Below are 25217 nucleotides of genomic sequence, written 5' to 3' on the forward strand. Positions count from 1 at the left end.
AGTTGAATCCTTGTAAGCACGCGCTGCGTATCAAACACAACGACCCTCAAGTTTCCAAGGATTCCATCATGCTCATCAAGACCGACTCCCGTGGGTTTAATCACCCGGCCTCCAGCGAAATCACGCCGCAAGGCATTTACCAAGGGCGTCGTGACCTGATCAAGCTCATGGCCACCGGCACCGCCGGTGCGGCATTGGCCGGCTGGGCAGGGCGCGAGGCGCTGGCGCAATCAGTTCCAAAACCGGGCAAGCTGGCCGCACTGGCAGGCGGAAAATCGGCGGTGGCCGGCGCGGTGACGATGGAAAAGATCACTGACTACAAAGACGCTACCACCTACAACAACTTCTACGAATTTGGCACCGACAAGGCCGACCCGGCCAAAAACGCCTCCACGCTGCAGACCAAACCCTGGTCAGTTGCTGTCGAAGGGCTGGTCAAGAATCCGAAAACCTTCACCCTCGAAGAACTGCTCAAGCTCAGCCCGCAAGAAGAGCGCATCTACCGTCTGCGCTGTGTCGAAGGCTGGTCGATGGTGATTCCCTGGGTCGGTTATTCATTGTCCGAGCTGATCAAGAAAGTCGAACCGCTGGGCAGCGCCAAATACGTCGAGTTCATCACGCTGGCTGATCCCAAAACCATGCCTTTTGTCGGTTCGCGCGTGCTGGAATGGCCTTATGTCGAGGCATTGCGGATGGACGAAGCCATGCATCCGTTGGCGATGCTGACGTTCGGCATGTACGGCGAAGTGCTGCCCAACCAGAACGGTGCGCCAGTGCGCATGGTGCTGCCCTGGAAGTACGGTTTTAAAAGCGGTAAGAGCATCGTCAAGATCCGCTTTACCGACAAAGAGCCGCGTACGGCCTGGAACAAGGCTGCGGCGCAGGAATACGGGTTTTATTCAAACGTGAACCCGCTAGTCGATCATCCGCGCTGGAGTCAGGCGACCGAACGGCGCATTGGCGAAGACGGTTTGTTCGCCAAGAAGCGCAAAACGCTGATGTTCAACGGCTACGAAGCGCAGGTCGGCCAGCTGTACGCGGGCATGGACCTCAAGAAGTACTTTTGATGGCGGCCTGGTTGGCGGGGCGGCAAAAAATCCTGCTGCATCCTGCGGCAAAACCGGTCATTTTTGGGCTGTGCCTGCTGCCGTTTGCGTGGCTTTTTTATCGGGCTTTCAACAATCAGCTGGGTGCCAATCCAGCCGAGGCATTGATTCGCGCCTTGGGCGACTGGACACTGCGCTTTTTGTGTATTGTGCTGGCGGTCACCCCCTTGCGCGTCATAACCAAAACGCCGGCACTGGCGCGTTTTCGGCGCATGCTGGGGCTGTTCGTTTATTTTTACGTCGTGCTCCATCTGCTGAGCTACAGCTGGTTTGACATGGGTTTTGATGTGCCCGATATTGTCAAAGACATCATCAAACGGCCTTTTATTTTGGTGGGCTTTTCAGCCTTTTTGCTGCTGACCCCCTTGGCCGCAACCTCATTCAACGCGGCGATCAAGGCGATGGGCGCCAAACGCTGGCAATTGCTGCATAAACTGGTCTATCTGATCGCTGGCCTGGGCCTGTTGCATTTTTTCTGGATGCGTGCCGGAAAAAACAATTTTGCTGAAGTATTCGTCTATGCGGCCATCGTGGCAGCGCTGCTGGGCTGGAGAGTGTGGAACGCCTGGACAAAGTCCCGGAAAAAGAAAATGGCATCTTCTGCTGCCGTCGGGGTTAGTTAAAGATCTATTGCTATGAAAAAGTGAGCTGCTTGCGCACGTTCAGTATGCGCAAGAGCCACTTTTTATTAAAATTAATGATTTTCGACGCTTTTTGACAGGGACGGCGGTACTCGCTCACCCTCCAGTTGTCGGCTTTTTCTATCAGGGCAGCAAAACTTCATCCCTGAACGTATCTGCCGCCGACTCGCGCGCACGAATCAACTGCGCGCTGTCGCCCTCAACCAGAAGTTCGGCGGCACGGCCGCGTGTGTTGTAGTTGCTTGACATGCTCATGCAGTAAGCACCTGCCGACATGACGGCCAAATAGTCGCCAGCTGCAACATTCAAATTGCGGTCATGGCCAATCCAGTCGCCGCTTTCGCAGACCGGGCCCACCACGTCATAGGGGGTGGTTTCGACTTGGGAAGGAGCTAAGCTCACGGGGACGATGGCATGAAAAGCCTGGTACATGGCTGGGCGTGGCAAGTCGTTCATGGCCGCGTCTATGATGCAAAAATTCTTCTGCTCGCCGGGCTTGAGGTACAGCACTTCGCTCACGCAGATGCCCGCATTTCCCACCAGTGAGCGGCCAGGCTCAATCATCAGTTTCTTGCCGCCATAGCCGCGCGCATCGAGCTTTTCCAGCAGTTGTCGCCAAAGCACTTCTGCTTCGGGCGGCGTGTCGTTGTTGTAGTTGATACCCAGCCCGCCCCCAAAATCGATATGCGCGAGCGTGATGCCGGCCGCCTCAATCGCAGCGACCAGGTCAAGCACCCGATCCATCGCGTCCAGATAGGGCGTCACTTCGGTGATTTGCGAGCCGATATGGCAATCGATGCCGACTACCTGCAGCCCCGCAAGCGAAGCCGCATGTTGGTAAATCCGCAGCGCATCTTCATGCGCGACGCCAAACTTGTTGCCTTTCAGGCCCGTTGAAATATAGGGATGGGTCTTCGGGTCAACGTTCGGATTGACGCGTATGCTGACGGGCGCGCGCAGCTTCAGCGCCAGAGCTTCTTGTGACAGCACATCCAGCTCGGCTTCGCTTTCCACATTGAAGCAGCCAATGCCGGCCAACAGCGCCTGGCGCATTTCGGCGCGGGTTTTGCCAACGCCTGAAAAAATCACTTTTTTCACATCACCGCCAGCGGCCTGAACGCGTTCGAGTTCGCCGCTCGACACAATGTCAAAGCCGCAACCGGCGCGTGCAAACACCTGCAGTACGGCCAGTGAGGAGTTGGCTTTCATGGCGTAGCAGATTTGTGCATCGCGCCCTGCAAAGCCGCGCTGGTACGATGCCAGCGCCGACAGCATGGCTGCTTTTGAATAAACAAACAAAGGCGTTCCGTGGCTTCGCGCCAGTTCGCTGACACGCACATCTTCTGCAAAAAGCGCATTGTCACGGTAAGAAAAATGGGGATGACCGGGAAGGATTGGGGAGTTCATGACGCTGTTCGTAGAAGGTGTGAAAAGTGGAGCATTAGCGCCGAGGCTCTGTCGAAAAATGCCGCGCTACCTGGAATGCTTGCGTGCGGCATCAGCGCAAAAATGCCGTGATTAGCGGGCAGCTGAGCTGGGTGCGGTCGCGGCCGTCACTGCGGCAGGGGCGGGTGGCGGGCTGGGCTGCATCACCACCAGCGGCGGCGCCATTGGTGGCACCGGTAGAAATAGCGGCCCCTTCTGGCCACAGCCGCTAAGCACTGCAGCACCCGCCACAGCTGCCGCAAGGCCATGCCTGCGCGTCAAAACAGAAAGCCGACCTAAAATTCGATGTGAAAAAACCATAACAGGATTGTAATGACGGACCTTGAATACCAGAATCTGGCCGAGAACGTGCTCGAAGCGGTCGAGATGGCTTGTGACCGGCTTAATGATGAGAGCGATGTGGATATCGACAACCAGCGTACCGGCGGCATGATCACCTTGAGCTTTGCCAACCGCAGCCAGATCATCATCAATCTGCAAAAGCCGCTGCAGGAAATCTGGATGGCTGCCAAGGCAGGCGGTTTTCACTATAAATTTAATAGTGGTCAATGGCTGGATACCAAGGACGCCAGCGAGTTTTTTGCTAATTTGTCGCGTTATGCCAGTGAACAGGCCGCACAGCCTTTGGTCTTTAGCGCCGGCGCTTGATCGTTCAACGGCACCCTTAAAAACAGACCCCGGCAGGGTCTGTTTTTGTTTTCAGTGGCGCAGATCAGTTCTTGAACAGATCCAGAATCCGTTTTTTCTCTTCAGAGGGCGGTAGCACCTGAATACCGCCATCTGTGGACGGACTGGATGATGCCTCGGGGCTGGAAGAAGCCTCGCGATTGGATTGCATGCCTACGCTGCTGATGCCCGCGCCTCTGGCGTACTCGTCGTAGTACCACTCACCATTGATATTCACCACGCCTTCAGGGGCTGTGTATTCGGTCACCGGCACGCCCTTGAGCGCATAGCTCATGAAATCGATCCAGATGGGCAGGCTCAGGCCGCCACCGGTTTCGCGGTCGCCGAGCTTTTTCGGCGTGTCGTAACCCATCCAGACTGCGGCGGCGAGCGTCGGCTGAAAACCGACAAACCAGGTATCTATCGAGTCATTGGTGGTGCCGGTCTTGCCGAAAATATCTGGCCGCTTGAGCATGGCCTGGGCTTTGGCGGCGGTGCCCGAACGCGCCACTTCCTGAAGCAGGCTGTCCATGATGAAGGCATTTCGGGCCGAGATGCCCCGCATCGACTCGTTCAGTGCCGGCGGCGTGCTTTCCAGTAAGACTTTGCCACGCTGGTCAGTGATTTTGGCAATCAGGTAAGGATTGACACGGTAGCCGCCATTGGCAAAAACTGAATAGCCGGTGGCCATTTGCATGGGTGTGACTGATCCTGCGCCCAACGCCATGGTCAGGTAGGCGGGATGCTTGTCCGCATCAAAGCCGAAATGCGTGGTCCATTCCTGACCGTATTTGGTACCAATCGACTGCAGGATGCGGATGGACACCAGATTCTTTGATTTTTTCAGTGCCGTGCGCAAGCTCATGGGGCCTTCAAAGCCGCCGTCATAGTTCTTGGGCTCCCACGGCTGGCCGCCAGTGACGCCGGCGTCAAAAAACAGCGGTGCATCATTGATGACCGTGGCCGGGGTGAAGCCTTTTTCCAGCGCGGCAGAATAAATGAACGGCTTGAAGCTGGAGCCGGGTTGGCGCCATGCCTGCGTGACATGGTTGAATTTGTTCTTTTCAAAATCAAAGCCACCGACCAGCGCGCGAACCGAACCATCCCGCGGGTCCATCGCCACGAAAGCGCCTTCGACTTCGGGCAGCTGGGTAATTTCCCAGGTGTTCTTGGGCGTTTTGGAGACCCGAATCAATGCCCCGGAACGGATTTTGATGTTCGGGCCGGCTTTGTCGGCCAGGCCAGACTGACCGGGCCGCAGACCTTCCCCGGTGATGATGACTTTTTCACTGTTCTGGCGCAACGCCACAATTCGTTTGGAATTGGCTTCCAGGACTACCGCAGACATGATGTCACCGTTGTCCGGGTTGTCGGCCAGCGCATCGTCAACAGCATCCTGGACTTCTTGCGGATTGGACGGCAAATCAATGAATTTCTCGGGGCCCCGGTAGATTTGTCGGCGCTCGTAGTCCATGATGCCTTTGCGCAAGGCTTTGTAAGCCATGGTTTGGTCGGTGGACAGCAGCGTGGTGTAGACATTCATGCCTCGGGTGTAGGTTTCTTCGCCATACTGGTTAAACACCAGTTGGCGCACGGTTTCAGCTACATATTCGGCATGCACGCGTCCGGCATCACGGCCGGTCTTGACGTGTAATTCTTCTTCTTTGGCAGTCTTGGCCTGAGCAGCGGTAATGAAACCGTTTTGCTCCATGCGCTCAATGATGTAGAGCTGCCTGGTACGCGCCCGGCTGGGGTTGACGATGGGGTTATACGCTGAAGGCGCTTTCGGCAGACCAGCCAGCATGGCGGCTTCGGCAATGGTGATGTCTTTCAGTGGTTTGCCAAAATACGCCTCTGAGGCGGCGGCAAAACCATAAGAGCGGTTTCCCAGAAAGATCTGGTTCATGTAGATTTCAAGAATCTGGTTTTTTGTCAGCGAATGCTCCAGCTTGAATGTCAGCAAGATTTCGTAAATCTTGCGGGTGTAGCTTTTTTCTGTCGTCAGGTAAACATTGCGGGCGACCTGCATCGTGATGGTGGAGGCACCCTGGCTTTTTGCCCGGCCCAGATTGGCGAGTGCTGCACGCACCACACCCAGGTAATCCACGCCGCCATGCGAGAAAAAGCGCGCATCTTCAATCGCCAGCACCGCATCTTTCATGATTTGCGGAATTTCGTCGATGGGCGTCAGCCTGCGGCGCTCCTCCCCGAACTCTCCAATCAGCACCTTGTCAGATGTGTAAATTCTCAGGGGCTGCTTCGGACGGTAGTCGGACAACGCTGAAATATCGGGCAGGTTGGGGTAGGCCACAGCCAAAGCAACAGCGAGAAAAAACGCCAGGCCAATGACGCCTGCCACCAGCAAGCCCAAGCCTCCCAGAAAGAACTTGACCAGCGAACTCAGCCAAGAAGATCGTTTTTTGGGCGGGGATTTGGCTCGGGCGGGTGGCTTCGGGAGAGAAGAAGGCATGTAGGTCAATCGTAGGGTCGCAACCGCATTATAAAAAGCTCAAAAACATACACGTGTCCGGTATGTTGGGTGGAACTACACTGTTACAGTAAAAAGCAACTATTTACAGTCCAGACATCCCTGATGATGGTCGGGTTTTGACAACGTGTTTGCAGTTTTCTTCAAGAAATAGGCTCAGTGGCGAAGGCCCTTACTGCTAACATTCGTCTGATTTAATAAGTAACAGGTTACATAGTAGCCGCCATTTGGGGACACTCCTTGATCTCACTGGGATCTCTATTCAGCCGTCAACAACCCGCTTTGCTGGGGATAGACATCAGTTCTTCCAGCGTCATGCTGGTTGAATTGAGCCATGACAAGACCGGTAACCTGGTGCTTGACCGCTGCGCCATTGAGCCTTTAGAGGCGGGTTGGGTGGTAGATGGAAACATCGAAAAGTTCGATGAAGTGGCCGAGGTGGTTCGACGGGTAGTTAAAAAAAGCGGTACCCGAACGCATAACGTAGCGATGGCGCTACCGCCCTCGGCAGTCATCAGCAAAAAAATAATGCTGCCCGGTGGCCTGAGTGAAGCAGAGCTTGAAATCCAGGTCGAATCCGAAGCCAACAAGTACATCCCGTTTTCCCTGGATGAGGTCAGCCTCGATTTTTGTGTGCTCGGACCCAGTGCCACCTCAAGCGGTGATGTTGAGGTCTTGATTGCCGCCTCCCGAAAAGAAAAGGTTCAGGACCGCCAAGGACTCGCCGAGGCTGCAGGACTGAAGCCTGTGGTCGTTGATGTCGAGTCCTATGCTTCGCGTCTGGCCACGACAAGGCTGATCGAAAACATGCCCAACAGGGGCGTTGACACCATGGTGGCCCTGTTCGATGTGGGCTCACTCACCACCAGCATGCAGGTCATAAGGAATGATGAAGTGCTGTATGAGCGCGATCAGCCGTTTGGCGGCGCCCAGCTAACCCAGTTGATCGTCAGGCAATATGGTTTTTCTGCCGAAGAAGCAGAAGTGAAAAAACGCAGTGGTGACTTGCCGGAAGACTATGAATTGGGGGTTCTGAAACCCTTTATCGAGAGTTTGACGCAAGAAATTGCGCGGGCGCTCCAATTTTTCTTTACCAGCACGCCGAATAACCGGGTTGATTATGTGATGCTGGCAGGAGGTTCATCTTCATTGACCGGACTGACTGAATCGGTAACCCAGCAGACTTCCTTTGCCTGTCTGTTGGTAAATCCATTTGAAGGCATGCAAATTGGCAGTGGCATCAAGGAAAGCAAGTTGCGCCGTGAAGCCTCCTTCTATCTCACGGCCTGTGGCCTTGCTTTGCGAAGGTTCACGCAGTGATTTTGATCAATCTGCTCCCGCACCGGGAAGCTGCGCGCAAACGCAGGAAAGAAATATTTTTTGTAACGCTGGGCCTGGCTGCACTGGCCGGCGTGCTTGTCTGTGGTGTCATGTATTCCTGGTACTTGACGCAGATTGAGGGTCAGCGCGCAAGAAATACCTTTTTAAAGACAGAAGTTACCCGTCTTGATGCGCAAATCAAGGACATCGCCACGCTGCAGTCGGAGATTACGTCCCTCAAGGCACGTCAAAACGCGGTCGAAGAATTGCAGGGAAACCGGAATTTGCCCGTATATCTGCTGAGCGAGTTGGTCAAACAGCTGCCTGACGGGGTCTATATCACCAGCTTGAAGCAAGAGAGTCAGACTGTCCTGATCACTGGCGTTGCCCAGTCCAATGAACGCGTGTCGGAATTGTTGCGTAACTTTGCCAACAACAGCCCTTGGCTGTCCAAGCCTGAGCTTGTTGAAATTACGTCCGGCACGGTGGCATTAAGTCAGCGTGATCAGCGGCGAGTCTCTAATTTTTCGATGCGGGTGGAGATCCAGCGTGCCAGCTCACCCAAAGGTGCAGCATCTTCTGCTTCTGTTGCAGCCAAGACCTGACGTGGCGCGAATGAACTGATCATGGTAAAAATTTCCAGACCCGCTATCGATTTTGCGGGCCTTCAAAGCCGCATCCAGTCCCAATTTATTGGCCTTAATCCCAATGATCCCGCTTCGTGGCCCGCTTTTCCGCGTTATCTGCTTTGTGCCGCGCTTACCGTCGCTGTCGTCGTCGGTTTATGGTTTGTATGGCTGAGTGCGTCAGATGAAGAGTTGACTGCAGAAAAAGCCAAGGAAGTCCAGCTGCGTCAAGACTACGACAGCAAGCTGGCGCAGGCCGTCAATCTGGAAGCGCTGAAGAAGCAGCGTGAGCAAGTCGAACAATATGTCACGCAGCTTGAAAAGCAATTGCCCAGCAAGGCCGAAATGGACGCGTTGCTGTCCGACATCAACCAGGCAGGTCTTGGGCGCAGCCTGCAGTTTGAGCTGTTTCGGCCGGGTCAGGTCATCATCAAGGACTATTACGCAGAGTTGCCCATTGCAGTTCGCGTGACTGGCCAGTACCACGACATGGGTGCTTTTGCTTCTGACATTGCCAATCTTTCACGCATCGTGACGCTGAATAATATTTCCATCACGCCCGTCAAGGATGGCAATCTGGTCATGGACGCCACCGCCAAAACCTTCCGCTATCTGGATAACGAAGAAGTGGCCTTGCAGCGCAAGAATGCTTCGCCCAACGGGGCAAAAAAATGAGCGGTATTCAACAAGCCCTGGTTGCCAGCCTGACATTTGCATTGCTCGCTTTGACGGGCTGCGGTTCATCAGACCAAGAGGAATTACAGCAATGGATGACAGCGCAGCGCAACGCTGCCCGGCCAAAGGTGACGCCTTTGGCTGCACCGACCAAGTTCACGCCTGAAACCTATGGTCAGGCAGGTTCAATCGAACCTTTCAGCAAACAAAAACTGGTGCAAGCGCTGAAACGCGATTCCACCCAGTCAACCGCCAACGCTGCACTCATCACGCCCGAGCTGAACCGGCGCAAGGAGCCGCTTGAGGCCTCGCCTCTGGATGCCGTGTCAATGGTGGGCAGCCTGACCAAGGCGGGCGTACCGGTGGCACTGGTTCGTGTGGACAATTTGATCTATCAGGTGCGGGTGGGCAATTATTTGGGCCAGAACTACGGACGGATAACTGCAGTGACGGAATCCAGTTTGGTGTTGCGTGAAATCGTGCAGGACGCAGCGGGTGAATGGATAGAGCGACCGACGACTTTACAGCTTTTAGAGGGAACGAAATGAACAAGCAGACAGCGTTATTGGCAGCGGAGGCGAGGGTGGAGGAAAGTCTGCAGCGTTTTCTTGGACGTGTCGTGCGTCGTGCCTTATTGGGTGTTGTGATGTTGGCCAGCGCCATGCCCCTGCTGGCAAGGGCAGAAAACGCCATCAAGGCTGTTTCCGGCTCCGTGCAGGGCGGCTCCGAAGTCATTCGCATTGATTTGGCTGAGCCGCTGACTGAAGTCCCCTCAGGATTCAGCATTCAGACGCCTGCCCGGATTGCGCTTGATTTTCAGGGTGTCAGCAACGCCATTGGACGTTCAGCCGTTGAAATCAATTTGGGCAATATGCGATCTGCCAACGTGGTCCAGGCCGGTGACCGAACCCGGGTGGTGCTCAATCTGAAGACGCCAACGGCCTACAAGGCCGAGCTTCAAGGCAAGTCGCTGCTGATTATTCTGGATTCGCAAGCGGTGGCTACCCCTTCTGTTTCGGCGGCGCCTGTATTTGCAGAAAGCCGTAACCGCGAAACGCTCCCCTTGAAGGACATCGATTTTCGCCGTGGCCCCGATAACTCGGGCCGGATCGTCGTTTCGTTGCCCAATAACGAAGTCGGCGTTGATATTCGCCAGCAGGGTAAAACCGTCGTGGTTGAGTTCCTGAAAACAGCGCTTCCCGAGGGGCTGCGCCGCCGTCTGGATGTCGCTGATTTCGGCACACCGATTCAAACCGTCACCACGTCCCAGACGGGCAACAAGGTTCGCATGGTGGTCGAGCCCACAGGCTTGTGGGAACACAGTGCTTATCAAAGTGACAATCAATTCGTGCTCGAAGTTCGTCCGCTAAAAGAAGACACCTCCAAGCTGACGCAAGGTACCGGATATAACGGCGAGAAGCTGTCATTGAATTTCCAGAATATTGAAATTCGATCACTGCTTCAGGTTATTGCCGACTTCACCAACTTCAATGTCGTGACCTCTGACACCGTAACCGGCTCTGTCACCCTGCGCCTGAAAGATGTGCCTTGGGACCAGGCGCTGGATATTATTTTGCAGGCCAAAGGACTGGGAATGCGCAAAACAGGCAATGTCCTGCTGATCGCGCCCAAAGACGAACTGGCCGCAAAAGACAAGCAGGAACTGGAGTCCCGCAACGCATTGCAAAATCTTGAAGCAGTTCGCACCCAATCGTTTCAAATCAACTACGCGAAAGCCTCAGATATTGCAGGTCAAATTACATCTACTGGCGCCGGTCAGAACACACCCCGGATCTTGTCCCCTCGCGGTAGCGTGATTGCAGAACCGCGCACCAATCAACTGTTTGTGACCGATATTCCTTCCAAGCTGGAGCAGGTGCAAAACCTGCTGGCCAAGCTGGATGTGGCAGTTCGTCAGGTCTTGATTGAAGCCCGTATCGTGGAAGCATCGGATACGTTTGGCAGGTCTTTGGGTGTCAGGCTCGGAGGGGGCTTGATTGGCGCGACGGGTGCATTGACCAAAGGCAACACCAATGTGACATTGGGGACTAATTACGGTGCTACTGCAGCGGACACTACCGGAAATTTTGTGAACTTTCCTGCTTCTACACTGGGTGTCGCCAATTCAGCGGCCTCCTTTGCAGTTTCTATTTTTAATGCATCGGCAAACCGCTTTCTTAATCTGGAACTGTCTGCACTGGAAGCCGATGGCAAGGGAAAGATCGTTTCCAGCCCACGCGTCGTCACCGCAGATCAGACCAAGGCACTGATTGAGCAGGGAACCGAATTCCCTTATCAGACAGCCACTTCCAGCGGAGCCACCTCACTGGCATTTCGCAAAGCCAATCTGAAACTTGAAGTCACGCCGCAAATTACGCCAGAAGGCAACATCATTCTTGATCTGGATGTAAACAAGGACAGCCGAGGTGAGACGACGGCTGCCGGCATTGCCATTGACACCAAACACATCAAGACGCAGGTACTGGTCGAAAATGGTGGCACGGTCGTGATTGGGGGTATTTTTACACTCGAAGAAACCAATAATGAAACCAAGGTGCCATTGCTGGGCGATGTGCCTTATTTGGGGAACCTCTTCAAAAGCCGCGAACGCACTTCCAGGAAACAGGAAATGCTGGTGTTCATTACGCCGAAGATGATTACTGATCGTTCTGCGACTCGGTAACAAGAATTTATTTTGTGAATTGGGGAAGAGTGAAATGAAGTTGCTTAAATACTTATCGATGAGCGTGCTGACTGTGGCTTTGGTTGCCTGTGGGGGTGGAGGCGGAAGTTCGGGTACGACTGCTGGAACTGGAACTGGAACTGGAACTGGAACTGTTGTGCCAGTTGCAGCAGATTTCATTTTTGAACTTGATAAGAGCACCATTCTTAACACTGGAAACGACAAGGCGCTGGTCACAGTAACAGCACTTGATAGCAACCGTAACGTTGTTGCTGGTGTTCCTGTTTCTGTGGCCGTAGATGCTGGCGGTGTATTTGCAAGTAATTTGGGTGTCAATACGGATGCTAAGGGTCAATTTTCTGGAAGTATTTCCATCGGCGGTGATAAAACTAATCGGACGATTAATGCAACTATTTTAGTAAACGGCATATCCAAGATTGCTTCAATTATTGTGACTGGAAGTCAGATTACAGTGATTCCGCTGCCTGCGACTCCTGCACCTGGTCAACTTGTAACGTTGAATATTGCGACAACGGACAGTGCTGGTGTTGCAATTCAGAATACTGCTCTTGTTTTAAGCGGTACATCTGGGGCGTCAGGATCAGTAATTACAGATTTATCGGGCAATAAAGTAGTTGTTTTCAGTGCCCCTGCAGTTGCTGGTTCTTATGAAATAGTTGTCAAGGGTTTAGGAGTTTCAACAACTAAATTGATTGAGGTTATTGCTGCTACTAGTTCTGGAAAACCTGTCGTACCTGATTCTGTGGTTATTAGCTCTGCTTCTCTTAATCCTTTGCCTACCTCCATTTTGGCCAATGCAACTGGCAGTAACATAAATCGTTCCAAGTTAAGTGCCAAGTTTCTGACAACTGGTAATGCAGCTATACCAAATATGCGTGTGCGTTTTGAAATCGTTGAGCCTGCACTTGGCAGCGGAGAAACAATTTCTACTGGAACTGCTACTGTTTATACGGATTCCAGCGGTACAGCGGAAGCTGACTATATTGCAGGGACACGTACAAGTCCAACTAACGGTGTAACAATTCGAGCATGCTTCAAACGAACTGATTTCTCATCTAAAACAGAATGTTTGCCGTCGCAGTTACTTACTGCAAACTTAACTGTTGCAGGCACACCATTGAGCATCACTATTACCGATAACAATAAACTGGAAAAAGGCTTGGGAGAAATTGCTTATTTAAAGAAATTTCTTATTCAAGTAAACGATTCTTCTGGTGTAGCAGTTAAGGATGCAATTATCTCAGCCAGCGTTGATATTACTCATTATGGAAAAGGTCTCACGTGGACTAATCTGTACCGTGATGTTTCTATTCCAGAAATCAATAATTTTCACGCTGACTATTTGCCGCAACCGCCACCAGTGGGAGCTATTCAAAATCTATCTTCTTCGAGTTATGCGCCTCTCAATGATGAAAAAATTTGGTGTATTAATGAAGACTGGAACCGCAATGGTTTCCGTGATGGCCAAGAAGATTGGAATCGGGATGGGATTTTGCAACCGCGTAAGGCTGAAATCATTGTCTCTTATGTCAACGGAAATAAGACAGACGCTAACGGTCAGATGCTTGTACAAATTACATATGGGCAGAATATGGGGAGTTGGCTTGCATATACGCTGAGAGCCACGACTGGCGTAGCAGGTTCCGAAGGTGATGCATCGAAGAGCTACGTCACAGATGTATTGAAGGAAGATGTTGGAAACGGTTCATTCCTAACTCCTCCTTTTGGCTCCAAAGCATGCAATGCGCGTAACTAATTGATGTGAACGCCAAAAAGATCGTCTTAGTAGGCCTCCCCGGCTCCGGTAAATCTACCGTCGGGCGGCAACTTGCCCGGCGGCTGCAGCTTCCTTTTCTTGACTCCGACCATGTCATCGAGGAGCGCATCGGTTGCGCGATTCGTGACTATTTTGAGCGGGAAGGGGAGGCCAGCTTCCGCGATGTTGAGGAGTCGGTCATTGATGAACTGACCCTGCAGGCAAGTAGCGTTCTCTCGACGGGCGGCGGCGCTGTCTTGCGCCCGGCGAACCGGCTGCACCTGCATGAGCGGGGGCACGTCGTGTACCTGCGGTCTTCGCCTGAAGAGTTGTTTCGCCGCTTGCGTCACGACACCAGTCGTCCGTTGCTGCAAGTGGCTGATCCCTTGGGCCGATTGCGAGACCTTTACACGCAGCGCGACCCGCTGTACCGGGAAACCGCCCATTTCGTGATCGAAACCGGCAGGCCTTCCGTTGCCACACTGGTCAACATGATCGCCATGCAACTGGAACTGGCCGGCATCGTGCCGGGGCAATAGTTCAGCTTTTATGCCTGGGTTGGCCTGGCGGGTAGCGCAGACGCTTCACCTGTCCAGTCGCACTGAAAGTGCCTCTACACTTCGGTGATGCACGCAAATTCTTCTCTTCCCGCAGCGGCGCAGGTCCAGATTGATCTGGCCGAACGCAGCTATCCCATTCTGATTGGCACCTCACTGCTGGCCGATACGCTCACTTACCAGCACCTGCCCAAAGCCGCAACGGCGCTGATCGTGACCAATACGACCGTGGCGCCTTTGTATGCCGCGCAATTGATGCAGGCGCTGCAGCCGCACTTTTCCAAGGTCTTGCAGGTGACGCTGCCCGATGGCGAAGTTTATAAAGACTGGCCGACGCTGCAACTGATTTTTGATGCGCTGCTTGAAAACGGCTGCGACCGTAAGACCGTGTTGTTTGCTCTGGGTGGCGGCGTGGTCGGCGACATGACGGGTTTTGCCGCCGCCAGCTACATGCGCGGCGTGCCGTTTGTGCAAGTGCCCACCACGTTGCTGGCGCAAGTGGATTCGTCGGTCGGCGGCAAGACGGCCATCAACCATCCGCTGGGCAAGAACATGATTGGCGCGTTTTACCAGCCGCAACTGGTGGTCTGCGACCTGGACGCGCTCAAGACACTGCCCGACCGTGAGTTGAGCGCCGGCTTGGGCGAAATCATCAAATACGGGCCGATTGCCGACATGGCGTTTCTCGGCTGGCTGGAAGCTAACCTCGATGCGCTGCTGGCCAAAGACCCTGCCGCGCTGGCCCACGCCGTTCAGCGCAGTTGCGAGATCAAGGCATGGGTGGTTGGGCAGGATGAACGTGAATCGGGCTTGCGGGCGATTTTGAATTTCGGCCACACCTTCGGCCACGCGATTGAATCCGGCCTGGGCTATGGCGAATGGCTGCACGGCGAGGGCGTCGGTTGCGGCATGGTGATGGCGGCGCATCTGTCGCAGCGACTGGGCCGGGTGGATGCAGCATTTGTCCAGCGCCTGACGACGCTGATCGAGCGCGCCGGGTTGCCGGTCAAGGGGCCTGTTCTGTCGGCCACTGACAATGCCGGCCGTTACCTCGACCTGATGCGGATTGACAAGAAATCCGAAGCCGGCGAGATTCGTTTCGTGGTGATTGACGGGCCTGGCAAGGCGGCCGTGTGCGCCGCGCCCGATGCGCTGGTGCGTGAAGTCATCGATGGGTGCTGCGCCTGATTTTTTTGAAGCTTGAATTTACTCTCTATTTGATAGCTGCTTGCGCCCGTCCTTATTGCGCCAGAGGCCTGTTTGATGCATAAATCATGATTTTGGCTGCCTACGCCTGTGATTCAGCGCTGACGCGTGGCCGCCGCATCCCCGAACCCGTTGCGCCAACTCGCTCGGATTTTCAGCGTGACCGCGACCGCATCGTGCATTCGACCGCGTTTCGTCGGCTGGTTTATAAAACCCAGGTTTTTCTAAACCACGAAGGCGACCTGTTCCGCACCCGCCTGACGCATTCGCTGGAAGTGGCGCAATTGGGGCGTTCCATCGCCCGCACCCTGCAGCTCAATGAAGACCTGGTCGAAGCGATTGCGCTGGCGCACGACCTGGGCCATACGCCGTTCGGCCATGCCGGGCAGGATGCGCTGAACGCTTGTTTGCAACGCCACAACCCCGAGAGCGCGGGATTTGAGCACAACCTGCAAAGCCTGCGCGTGGTCGATACGCTGGAAGAGCGTTACCCGACCTACAACGGCCTGAACCTGACGTTCGAGACGCGCGAAGGCATTTTGAAGCACTGTTCCAAACGCAATGCGCGGCATATTGAGGCACGCGAACCGGGCGGTGTGGCACATCGTTTTGTCGGGCAGGCGCCTAACGGGCCAGTCTGGCGCCAGCCCAGCCTGGAGGCGCAACTGGCCAATCTGGCTGATGAAATTGCCTACAACGCCCACGACATGGACGACGGTGTGCGCTCAGGCTTGCTCAGTCTGGAGCAGCTGGAAGATGTGCCGCTGTTCAGCCAGTACCGGCGCGAAACGCTGACGGTCTATCCGGGTTTGCAGGGCCGGCGGCTGCTGTTTGAAACCATACGGCGCATGCTCAGTGCGCAGGTTTATGACGTGATTGACGCCACGCGGCTGGCGCTGCAGCGCGCCAGGCCCGCTGATGTCGATGCCGTGCGTCAGCACGCCGCACTGGTCTGTTTTTCAGATCAAATGGCGTTGCAGTCCACGTCCCTCAAGCGTTTCCTGCTACAAAATTTATACCGTCATCCACAGGTGTTGCAGACCACACAAGCAGCGCAGCAGGTGGTGCATGATCTGTTCGATAGCTATATGGCCGACCCGGCGGAAATGCCGCAGGCCCATATTGACCGCTTTGACGGCATCGACAGCGACCTGGCCCCGAACGCCCGGCCTGAGCGCGTGGTGGCCGATTACATTGCCGGCATGACCGACCGCTTTGCCGCCAAAGAGCATGAAAGGCTCAAGGGCCACGCCATTTTCCCGGTGTGACGTGGAAAAACTGACGCCAGAAGCGGCGCAAAATCTGCGCGCGGCGCGCTATGTGATTGCGGCCGGCGTCGTCGCTGCGCTGCATGTCGGCAAATTGCCGCCCGCGCTGCCTGTGCTCAAAGAAGTGCTGGGCATTTCACTGCTGCAGGCCGGGTTTTTGTTGTCGCTGGTGCAGCTGGCGGGCATGGCGCTGGGGCTGTTCACCGGTCTGGCTGCGCAACGCATCGGCCTCAAGCGCAGCATGGCCGCTGGCTTGCTGATACTGGCAAGCGCCAGTGCGCTGGGCGGCATGGCGCAGAGCGCGACCTGGCTGTTGGCGACGCGCGTGCTGGAAGGGCTGGGATTTTTATGGATTGTGTTGCCGGCCCCCGGTCTCGTGCGCCGGCTGGTGCCGCCCGAACGCCTGCACGGCATGCTGGGCGTTTGGGTGCCCACATGCCATTGGGCACGTCGCTGGCCTTGCTGGCCGGCCCGTGGGTCATGCATCTGGGCGCGCCCGACTGGGGTTGTCGAGCGTGGTGGTGGCTTCTTTCCGGGCTGGCGGTCGTGCTGGCGCTGCTTTTGGCGGGCAAGCTTCCGGCGGATCCGCCAAGGTCGCTGGCATCAGCCGGGGCGCGGCAAGGCCGCCAAAATTCACAGAATAAAAAACTGCTCAGCCTGACCTTGCGTTCCCGCGCTGTCTGGCTGATGGCGCTGACTTTTGCCATGTATTCAGGCCAATGGCTGGCGGTGATTGGTTTTCTGCCGTCAATTTATGCGCAGGCAGGCTTGCCTGGCGGCGTTACTGCCTGGCTGACGGCAGGAGCGGCGGCGGTCAATATTTTGGGGAACTTGCTGGCCGGACGTTTGCTCGGGCGCGGCACGCCGCCGTTTGCGCTGTTGGCCACCGGTTTTGTGGCGATGGCCACCGGTGCGTTGCTGGCTTTCGGCGCAACGGCATTTCCTGTTGGGCAATACGCAGGGGTTCTGGTGTTCTCAATGCTGGGCGGCTTGATTCCTGCGACGCTTTTTAGCTTGTCGATCAGGCTGGCACCCAGCACCGACACCGTATCGACCACGGTGGGCTGGATGCAGCAATGGTCGGCGCTGGGCCAGTTGCTGGTAGCCTGGGTCACCGCGCGACACGGGGGCTGGCAACTGACGGGCTGGACCACCTCGGTTTGCTGTGTCATCGGCATACTTTTGGCATGGCAAATTCGTGGCGTGCTGTCTGCCGAATCGGTTGCATTGCTGAAGAAGTGATGCGTGGGGCACGTGACAAGCGGTGCATGGCGACATCACAAGTTGGACTTGAGCCTCAAAGCGGCGCTGGCGGGTACAACCAGACCGATCAGGCACCCATTGATCTTGTCTCTATCACGCCGCACGCAAAGAGCGTCCGGCAAGCGGCTCAGTAAAGTGAAGGCGCCGGATCAATTTATCATGGCGCACACTTCCGGCATTGCATTTCATGGCCCGTCTTCCCCGCCTTACCGTTCCCGGTTATCCCCACCACATCATCCAGCGCGGCAATAACCGGCAAGCCATTTTTTCATCCACGGCTGACTACCAGCTGCTGCTGGCGCTGCTCGATGAGAACGCGCATAAATTCGGCGTCGCGCTGCATGCCTATGTCCTGATGGGCAACCATTTTCATCTGCTCGCCACGCCCACCACCGAAGAAGGTTTGCCGCAGATGATGCAGGCCATTGGCCGGCGTTACGTGCGCTATTTCAATGACCGCCAAGGCCGCTCGGGCACGCTCTGGGAAGGGCGCTACCGCTCGACGCTGATCGACACCGAGCGTTATCTGCTGGCCTGCATGGCGTATATCGACCTCAATCCGGTGCGCGCCGGCCTGGTCAGCGACCCGAGAGACTACCCGTGGTCAAGCCACGGCCACCATGTCGGCCTGCGGCCCGACCGGCTCATCACGCCGCACCCGCTTTATTGGGCGTTGGGCAACACACCGTTTGCCCGAGAAGCGGCTTATGCCGAACTCACGGCCGCCGGTGTCTCGCAAGACCAGCAAGACGCGCTGACGCGCTCAGCACTGAGCGGCTGGGCGCTGGGCGATGAAAAATTTATGGCTGATTTGCAAAAACGCACCGAACGCCGGGTGCAAAAAAACCAGCCCGGCAGGCCTGTTGCACCGCTTAAATCTGATTAAAAACAGGCGATTGCGCATGCTGTGCGGGCGCTATCAGCTATGATTTTTGATGTGTCCCTTATTTAAGTAAATGGTGTGATTTTGAAATTTAATTGGAATCTGACCCCGATTAAAAATTTCGTTAGGGGTTAATCATTGCACTATGCTTGGCATCTTGGAAAAATTATTTGAATCCCCGGTGGATGTTGAAAAAGGACTCGCGATGACTACGGCTGCTGAAATCAAGCATTTTGAACAACACGGTTTGTACGCCGGCGCCAATGAGCACGATGCCTGCGGTGTCGGTTTTGTCGCCCACATCAAGGGTCACAAAAGCCATGCCATCGTCGCGCAGGCCCTGAAGATTCTTGAAAACCTCGACCATCGGGGCGCGGTGGGTGCGGACAAGCTGATGGGCGACGGTGCTGGCATTTTGATCCAGCTGCCTGACGCGTTGTACCGCGAAGAAATGGCCGCGCAAGGCGTGACGCTGCCGCCACCCGGCGAATATGGCGTGGGCATGGTGTTTTTACCGAAAGAACATGCGTCGCGCCTAGCCTGCGAACAGGCATTGGAGCGCACGGTCAAGGCCGAAGGTCAGGTGTTGTTGGGCTGGCGCGATGTGCCGGTAGACCGTGACATGCCGATGTCGCCCAACGTGCGCAAAAAAGAACCTATCCTGCGCCAGATCTTCATTGGCCGGGGTAACGACGTCATCGTCCAAGACGCGCTGGAGCGCAAGCTGTATGTGATCCGCAAGACCGCCAGCGCCGCCATCCAGAACCTCAAGCTGACGCACAGCAAAGAGTATTACGTGCCCAGCATGTCCAGCCGCACCGTGGTTTACAAGGGGCTGCTGCTGGCTGACCAGGTTGGCACCTATTTTCTGGACCTGAAGGATGAGCGCTGCGTCTCGGCACTCGGTCTGGTGCATCAGCGCTTTTCGACAAACACCTTTCCCGAGTGGCCGCTGGCCCACCCGTACCGCTATGTGGCGCACAACGGCGAAATCAACACCGTCAAGGGCAACTACAACTGGATGAAGGCGCGCGAAGGCGTGATGTCTTCGCCCGTGCTGGGTGCTGACCTGCAAAAGCTGTATCCGATCAGCTTTCCGGGTCAGTCCGACACTGCCACCTTCGACAACTGCCTGGAGTTGCTGACGATGGCCGGCTACCCGATCAGCCAGGCCGTGATGATGATGATTCCCGAGCCGTGGGAGCAGCACACCACCATGGACGAGCGCCGCAAGGCCTTCTACGAATACCATGCCGCCATGCTGGAGCCGTGGGACGGCCCGGCGTCCATCGTCTTCACCGACGGCCGCCAGATTGGCGCCACGCTCGACCGCAACGGCCTGCGTCCGTCGCGTTATTGCGTCACCGACGACGACCTGGTCATCATGGCGTCCGAATCCGGCGTGCTGCCCATCCCTGAGCACAAGATCGTTCGCAAGTGGCGTCTGCAGCCCGGCAAAATGTTCCTGATCGACCTGGAGCAAGGCCGCATGGTCGACGACGAGGAAATCAAGGCCACGCTGTCGCACAGCAAGCCCTACAAGCAGTGGATCGAGAATCTGCGCATCCGGCTCGACGACGTGGTCGGCAAGACCCAGGAAAGCGCCGCCGCCGCGCCTGCCGTGAACGAGTTGTCATTGCTCGACCGCCAGCAAGCCTTCGGCTACACCCAGGAAGACATCAAGTTTCTGCTCTCGCCGATGGCCGCCAACGGCGAGGAAGCCACCGGCTCGATGGGCAACGACAGCCCGCTGGCCGTGCTGTCGAACAAGAACAAGCCGCTCTACAACTACTTCAAGCAGCTGTTTGCGCAGGTCACCAACCCGCCCATTGACCCGATTCGTGAAGCCATCGTGATGTCGCTGGTGTCCTTTATCGGCCCCAAGCCGAACCTGCTGGACATCAACCAGGTCAACCCGCCAATGCGGCTCGAAGTCAGCCAGCCGGTGCTGAACGTGGCCGACATGCAAAAGCTGCGCGACATCAAAATCCGCACCCAGGGCAAGTTCAAGAGCTACACGCTGGACATCACCTATCCGCTGGCCTGGGGCAGTGAAGGCGTCGAGGCCAAGCTGGCCTCGCTGTGCGCTGAAGCCGTCGATGCCATCAAGACCGGCAAGAACATCCTGATCGTCAGCGACCGCGCCCTGAGCGCCACGCAAGTCGCCATTCCCGCGCTGCTGGCGCTGTCGGCAATTCACCAGCACCTGGTGAAGGAAGGCCTGCGCACCACCGCCGGGCTGGTGGTGGAAACCGGTTCGGCCAAGGAAGTCCACCACTTCGCCGTGCTGGCGGCGTACGGTGCAGAAGCGGTTCACCCGTACCTGGCGCTGGAAACCCTGGCCGAGCTGTCCAAGGGCCTGCCGGGCGACCTGAGCACCGAAAAAGCGGTCTACAACTACACCAAGGCCATCGGCAAGGGCCTGTCCAAGATCATGTCCAAGATGGGCGTGTCCACCTACATGAGCTACTGCGGCGCGCAGTTGTTCGAGGTCATCGGCCTGAGCCGCGAGACGGTGGACAAGTTCTTCACCGGCACCTCCAGCCAGGTCGAGGGCATGGGCGTGTTCGGCATTGCCGAAGAAGCGCTGCGCATGCACAAAGCCGCTTTCAGCGACGACCCGGTGCTGGCCAACATGCTGGACGCCGGCGGCGAATACGCTTGGCGCGTACGCGGCGAAGACCACATGTGGACGCCCGACACGATTGCCAAATTGCAGCATTCGACGCGCGCCAACAACTGGAACACCTACAAGGAATTTGCCCAGCTCGTCAACGACCAGAACCGCCGCCACATGACGCTGCGCGGCCTGTTCGAGTTCAAGATTGACCCGAGCAAAGCGATTCCCATTGACGAGGTCGAGCCGGCCAAGGAAATCGTCAAGCGCTTTGTGACCGGCGCGATGTCGCTGGGTTCTATCAGCACCGAGGCGCATGCGACGCTGGCCGTGGCCATGAACCGCATCGGCGGCAAGAGCAACACCGGCGAGGGCGGCGAAGACCCGGCGCGTTACCGTCAGGAACTAAAAGGCATCCCGATCAAGCGCGGCGACACGCTGAAAAGCGTGATTGGCGACAAGGTGGTTGAGGTTGATTTGCCGCTGCAAGACGGCGATTCGCTGCGTTCGCGCATCAAGCAAGTGGCGTCGGGCCGTTTTGGCGTGACCGCCGAATACTTGGTGTCGGCTGACCAGATCCAGATCAAGATGGCCCAGGGCGCGAAGCCGGGCGAGGGCGGCCAGCTGCCCGGCGGCAAGGTCAGCGACTACATCGGCCAGCTGCGTTTCTCGGTGCCCGGCGTGGGGCTGATTTCGCCGCCACCGCACCACGACATTTATTCGATTGAGGACTTGGCGCAGCTGATCCATGATTTGAAAAACGTCAACCCGCGCGCCAGCATTAGCGTCAAGCTGGTCAGCGAAACCGGCGTCGGCACGATTGCTGCCGGCGTGGCCAAGGCCAAGGCTGACCACGTGGTGATTGCCGGCCACGACGGCGGCACGGGCGCTTCGCCCTGGTCATCCATCAAGCATGCCGGCTCGCCGTGGGAAATCGGCCTGGCTGAAACCCAGCAGACCTTGGTGCTGAACCGCCTGCGCGGCCGCATTCGCGTGCAGGCCGACGGCCAGATGAAAACCGGCCGCGACGTGGTGATTGGTGCATTGCTGGGCGCGGACGAATTCGGTTTTGCCACCGCGCCCCTGGTCGTCGAGGGCTGCATCATGATGCGCAAGTGCCACCTCAACACCTGCCCCGTCGGCGTGGCGACGCAAGACCCGGTGCTGCGCCAGAAGTTCAGCGGCAAGCCCGAGCATGTCGTGAACTATTTCTTCTTCGTCGCCGAAGAAGCGCGCCAGTTGATGGCGCAACTCGGCATCGCCAAGTTTGACGACCTGATTGGCCGGCCCGATTTACTGGACATGCAAAAAGGCATCGAACACTGGAAAGCCAGCGGCCTAGACTTCAGCCGCCTGTTCTATCAGCCCCAGGTGCCGGCCGATGTGCCGCGCCTGCATGTGATGGACCAGGATCATGGGCTGGATAAAGCACTGGACATGCGGCTGATCGAGAAATCGAAAGCCGCGCTGGAAAAAGGCGAAAAAGTCCAGTTTATCGAAGTGGCGCGCAACGTCAACCGCACCGTCGGCGCCATGCTGTCGGGCGAGTTGACGCGCCTGCGCCCCGAAGGCCTGCCGGACGACACGCTGCGCATCCAGTTAGAGGGCACAGGCGGCCAGTCGTTTGGCGCTTTCCTGGCCAAGGGCATCACGCTGTATTTGATCGGCGACGCCAACGACTACACCGGCAAGGGCCTCTCCGGCGGCCGCATCATCGTTCGCCCGAGCATTGATTTCAGGGGGGATTCGGTAAAGAACACCATTGTTGGCAATACCGTGATGTACGGCGCCACCAGCGGCGAGGCTTTCTTCAGCGGCGTGGCGGGCGAGCGTTTTGCGGTGCGCCTGTCAGGCGCCACGGCGGTTGTCGAAGGCACGGGCGACCACGGTTGCGAATACATGACGGGCGGCACAGTCGCGGTGCTGGGCAAGACCGGCCGCAATTTTGCAGCCGGCATGAGCGGCGGCGTGGCCTATGTTTATGACGAGGACGGCCTGTTTGCCACGCGCTGCAACACCTCAATGGTGTCGATGGACCGCGTGGTCACGACCTCTGAGCAACACACCCATGACGTATCCGACTGGCATGCCGACCAAAGCGATGAAGAGCAGCTCAAGCGCCTGCTGCAAGACCACAACCGCTGGACTGGCAGCAAGCGCGCGCGCGAACTGCTCGACACCTGGAGCGTGTCACGCCTGAGGTTCGTGAAGGTGTTCCCGAACGAGTACAAGCGCGCCCTGATGGAGCGCCAGGAGCGCCGCGTGCGGGCCTCGACTGAAACCACCCGCGTCCAAGTCGCGACCAACCGGGAAACGGTAGCTGCCAAATAAGCCAGACCACGCCAGCGCCGGTCAGCATGCTGCTGCCGGGCCTGGCTGGTTCGTTATTTTGCTATTGTATTAATAGCTGCTTGCGCCCGTTGGCTATGCACAAGCGGCCTTAAAAGCTTAAAAAATTACACAGGAATCGATCATGGGAAAAATTACCGGCTTCATGGAATACGAGCGCATCGAGGAAGGCTACAAGCCCGTTCCCGAGCGCCTGAAGAACTACAAGGAATTCGTCATTGGCCTGGATGACCAGCAGGCCAGCGTGCAGGCCGCGCGCTGCATGGACTGCGGCACGCCGTTTTGCAACAGCGGCTGCCCGGTCAACAACATCATTCCCGACTTCAACGACATGGTGTTTCGGGCCGACTGGAAAAACGCGATTGACACGCTGCACAGCACCAACAATTTTCCCGAGTTCACTGGCCGCATCTGCCCGGCGCCTTGCGAAGCGGCCTGCGTCCTGAATGTGAACGACGACGCGGTGGGTATCAAGTCCATCGAGCACGCGATCATCGACCGCGCCTGGGCTGAAGGCTGGGTCAAGCCCCGGCTGGCCCCGCACAAGACCGGCAAGAAGGTCGCCGTTGTCGGCTCCGGCCCGGCTGGCATGGCCGCTGCCCAGCAACTGGCGCGCGTCGGCCACGACGTGACGCTGTTCGAGAAGAACGACCGCATGGGCGGACTGCTGCGCTACGGCATTCCCGACTTCAAGATGGAAAAAATCCACATCGACCGCCGCGTCGAGCAGATGCAGGCCGAGGGCGTGGTGTTTCGCACCGGCGTCATGATCGGCAGCCTGCCCAAGGGTTCCAAGGTCACCAACTGGGCCAAGGAAACCATTAGCCCTGAGCAACTGCAAAAAGACTTTGATGCCGTGGTCCTGACCGGCGGCGCCGAACAGTCGCGCGACCTGCCGGTGCCCGGCCGTGATTTGGATGGCGTGCATTTCGCCATGGAATTTTTGCCGCTGCAAAACAAGGTCAACGCCGGCGACAAGGTCAAGGGCCAACTGCGCGCCGATGGCAAGCACGTCATCGTGATTGGCGGCGGTGACACCGGCTCGGACTGCGTCGGTACCAGCAACCGCCACGGCGCGGCCAGCGTCACCCAGTTCGAGCTGATGCCCGAGCCGCCTGTCGAAGAAAACCGCCCCATGACGTGGCCCTACTGGCCGATCAAGCTGCGCACCAGTTCCAGCCACGAAGAGGGCTGCGAGCGCGAATTCGCCATCTCGACCAAGGAGCTGATTGGCGAAAAAGGCAAGCTCACCGGCCTGAAGACCGTTCGCGTTGAATGGAAGGATGGAAGGATGGTTGAGGTTGCCGGCTCCGAACAGATTTTGAAAGCCGACCTGGTGCTGCTGGCCATGGGCTTTGTCTCGCCGGTGGCGTCTGTGCTCGACGCCTTTGGCATCGAGAAGGACAACCGGGGCAATGCCCGTGCCGGCACCGACTTCATCGGTGGCTATGCCACCAACCTTCCCAAGGTGTTTGCAGCGGGCGATATCCGGCGCGGCCAGAGCCTGGTGGTGTGGGCGATTCGCGAGGGCCGCCAAGCCGCGCGCTCAGTCGATGAGTTCCTGATGGGCTACAGCGATCTGCCGCGCTGATTACGCGTAATCCCTTATGATCCAGAAGCCGGAATGTCCGGCTTTTGTTTTTTCT

19 protein-coding genes and 1 pseudogene are annotated in these 25217 nt (G+C 56.8%); 17 read left to right on the plus strand and 3 right to left on the minus strand.

The features are described from left to right. Positions 1-68 precede the first annotated feature (68 nt). Both msrP and RCH06_RS11520 read left to right on the plus strand, forming a co-directional pair. Entirely contained in the window at positions 69-1067 is a 999-nt protein-coding gene (msrP, locus tag RCH06_RS11515) for a protein-methionine-sulfoxide reductase catalytic subunit MsrP (RefSeq protein ID WP_327081606.1), read from the plus strand. Continuing rightward, positions 1067-1729, plus strand: a complete 663-nt coding sequence (locus RCH06_RS11520) for a sulfite oxidase heme-binding subunit YedZ (RefSeq protein WP_327081607.1) — start codon at positions 1067-1069, stop codon at positions 1727-1729. The genes msrP and RCH06_RS11520 overlap by 1 nt, the downstream gene beginning before the upstream one ends. Before the next feature lie 141 nt (positions 1730-1870). Here RCH06_RS11520 and lysA read toward each other — a convergent pair whose 3' ends face one another. Together lysA and lptM are read right to left on the minus strand one after the other, a co-directional pair. After that, complete coding sequence (gene lysA / locus RCH06_RS11525; RefSeq protein WP_327081608.1) at positions 1871-3154, minus strand: diaminopimelate decarboxylase; 1284 nt, start codon at positions 3152-3154, stop codon at positions 1871-1873. 111 nt (positions 3155-3265) lie between these two features. Then, complete coding sequence (gene lptM / locus RCH06_RS17895; protein WP_442799647.1) at positions 3266-3493, minus strand: LPS translocon maturation chaperone LptM; 228 nt, start codon at positions 3491-3493, stop codon at positions 3266-3268. Positions 3494-3505: 12 nt separating this feature from the next. Here lptM and cyaY point away from each other — a divergent pair, with 12 nt between their 5' ends. Further along, positions 3506-3841, plus strand: coding sequence for an iron donor protein CyaY (gene cyaY / locus RCH06_RS11530; protein WP_327081609.1), 336 nt, complete (start codon positions 3506-3508; stop codon positions 3839-3841). A gap of 64 nt (positions 3842-3905) precedes the next feature. On the opposite strand, the gene RCH06_RS11535 is transcribed toward cyaY, so the two are convergent. Beyond that, positions 3906-6329 (minus strand): penicillin-binding protein 1A, encoded by a 2424-nt coding sequence (locus RCH06_RS11535; RefSeq protein ID WP_327081610.1) that lies wholly within the window; start codon positions 6327-6329, stop codon positions 3906-3908. 258 nt (positions 6330-6587) lie between these two features. On the opposite strand from RCH06_RS11535, the gene RCH06_RS11540 reads away from it, so the two are divergent. From RCH06_RS11540 to RCH06_RS11605, 14 genes and pseudogenes are all read left to right on the plus strand, one after another. After that, positions 6588-7667 (plus strand): pilus assembly protein PilM, encoded by a 1080-nt coding sequence (locus RCH06_RS11540; RefSeq protein ID WP_327081611.1) that lies wholly within the window; start codon positions 6588-6590, stop codon positions 7665-7667. Beyond that, complete coding sequence (locus RCH06_RS11545; protein WP_327081612.1) at positions 7664-8272, plus strand: PilN domain-containing protein; 609 nt, start codon at positions 7664-7666, stop codon at positions 8270-8272. The genes RCH06_RS11540 and RCH06_RS11545 overlap by 4 nt, the downstream gene beginning before the upstream one ends. Before the next feature lie 21 nt (positions 8273-8293). Further along, positions 8294-8968 (plus strand): type 4a pilus biogenesis protein PilO, encoded by a 675-nt coding sequence (locus tag RCH06_RS11550; protein WP_327081613.1) that lies wholly within the window; start codon positions 8294-8296, stop codon positions 8966-8968. After that, entirely contained in the window at positions 8965-9516 is a 552-nt protein-coding gene (locus RCH06_RS11555; RefSeq protein ID WP_327081614.1) for a pilus assembly protein PilP, read from the plus strand. Before RCH06_RS11550 ends, RCH06_RS11555 begins: the two co-directional genes overlap by 4 nt. Then, entirely contained in the window at positions 9513-11651 is a 2139-nt protein-coding gene (pilQ, locus tag RCH06_RS11560) for a type IV pilus secretin PilQ (protein ID WP_327081615.1), read from the plus strand. The genes RCH06_RS11555 and pilQ overlap by 4 nt, the downstream gene beginning before the upstream one ends. 34 nt (positions 11652-11685) lie before the next feature. Further along, entirely contained in the window at positions 11686-13428 is a 1743-nt protein-coding gene (locus RCH06_RS11565; protein ID WP_327081616.1) for a hypothetical protein, read from the plus strand. 5 nt (positions 13429-13433) lie between these two features. Further along, on the plus strand, positions 13434-13967 hold the full coding sequence (locus RCH06_RS11570) for a shikimate kinase (RefSeq protein ID WP_327081617.1): 534 nt from the start codon (positions 13434-13436) through the stop codon (positions 13965-13967). An 87-nt stretch (positions 13968-14054) separates the two neighbouring features. Further along, on the plus strand, positions 14055-15173 hold the full coding sequence (gene aroB, locus RCH06_RS11575) for a 3-dehydroquinate synthase (RefSeq protein WP_327081618.1): 1119 nt from the start codon (positions 14055-14057) through the stop codon (positions 15171-15173). 86 nt (positions 15174-15259) lie between these two features. Beyond that, complete coding sequence (locus RCH06_RS11580; RefSeq protein ID WP_327081619.1) at positions 15260-16459, plus strand: deoxyguanosinetriphosphate triphosphohydrolase; 1200 nt, start codon at positions 15260-15262, stop codon at positions 16457-16459. Further along, positions 16422-16826 (plus strand): annotated as a pseudogene (locus RCH06_RS11585) (MFS transporter); the annotation flags it as partial. The gene RCH06_RS11580 and the pseudogene RCH06_RS11585, both read left to right, overlap by 38 nt. Before the next feature lie 68 nt (positions 16827-16894). Then, positions 16895-17701: an MFS transporter gene (locus RCH06_RS11590; protein ID WP_327081620.1), complete on the plus strand. Its 807-nt coding sequence runs from the start codon at positions 16895-16897 to the stop codon at positions 17699-17701. A gap of 208 nt (positions 17702-17909) precedes the next feature. Next, complete coding sequence (locus tag RCH06_RS11595; protein ID WP_327081621.1) at positions 17910-18608, plus strand: REP-associated tyrosine transposase; 699 nt, start codon at positions 17910-17912, stop codon at positions 18606-18608. A gap of 202 nt (positions 18609-18810) precedes the next feature. Next, entirely contained in the window at positions 18811-23553 is a 4743-nt protein-coding gene (locus tag RCH06_RS11600) for a glutamate synthase-related protein (RefSeq protein WP_327081622.1), read from the plus strand. Positions 23554-23695: 142 nt separating this feature from the next. Then, positions 23696-25162: a glutamate synthase subunit beta gene (locus tag RCH06_RS11605; RefSeq protein ID WP_327081623.1), complete on the plus strand. Its 1467-nt coding sequence runs from the start codon at positions 23696-23698 to the stop codon at positions 25160-25162. Positions 25163-25217: the final 55 nt, after the last annotated feature.

The organism is Polaromonas sp. CG_9.5, from assembly GCF_035984465.1.
Classification (GTDB): domain Bacteria; phylum Pseudomonadota; class Gammaproteobacteria; order Burkholderiales; family Burkholderiaceae_C; genus Polaromonas.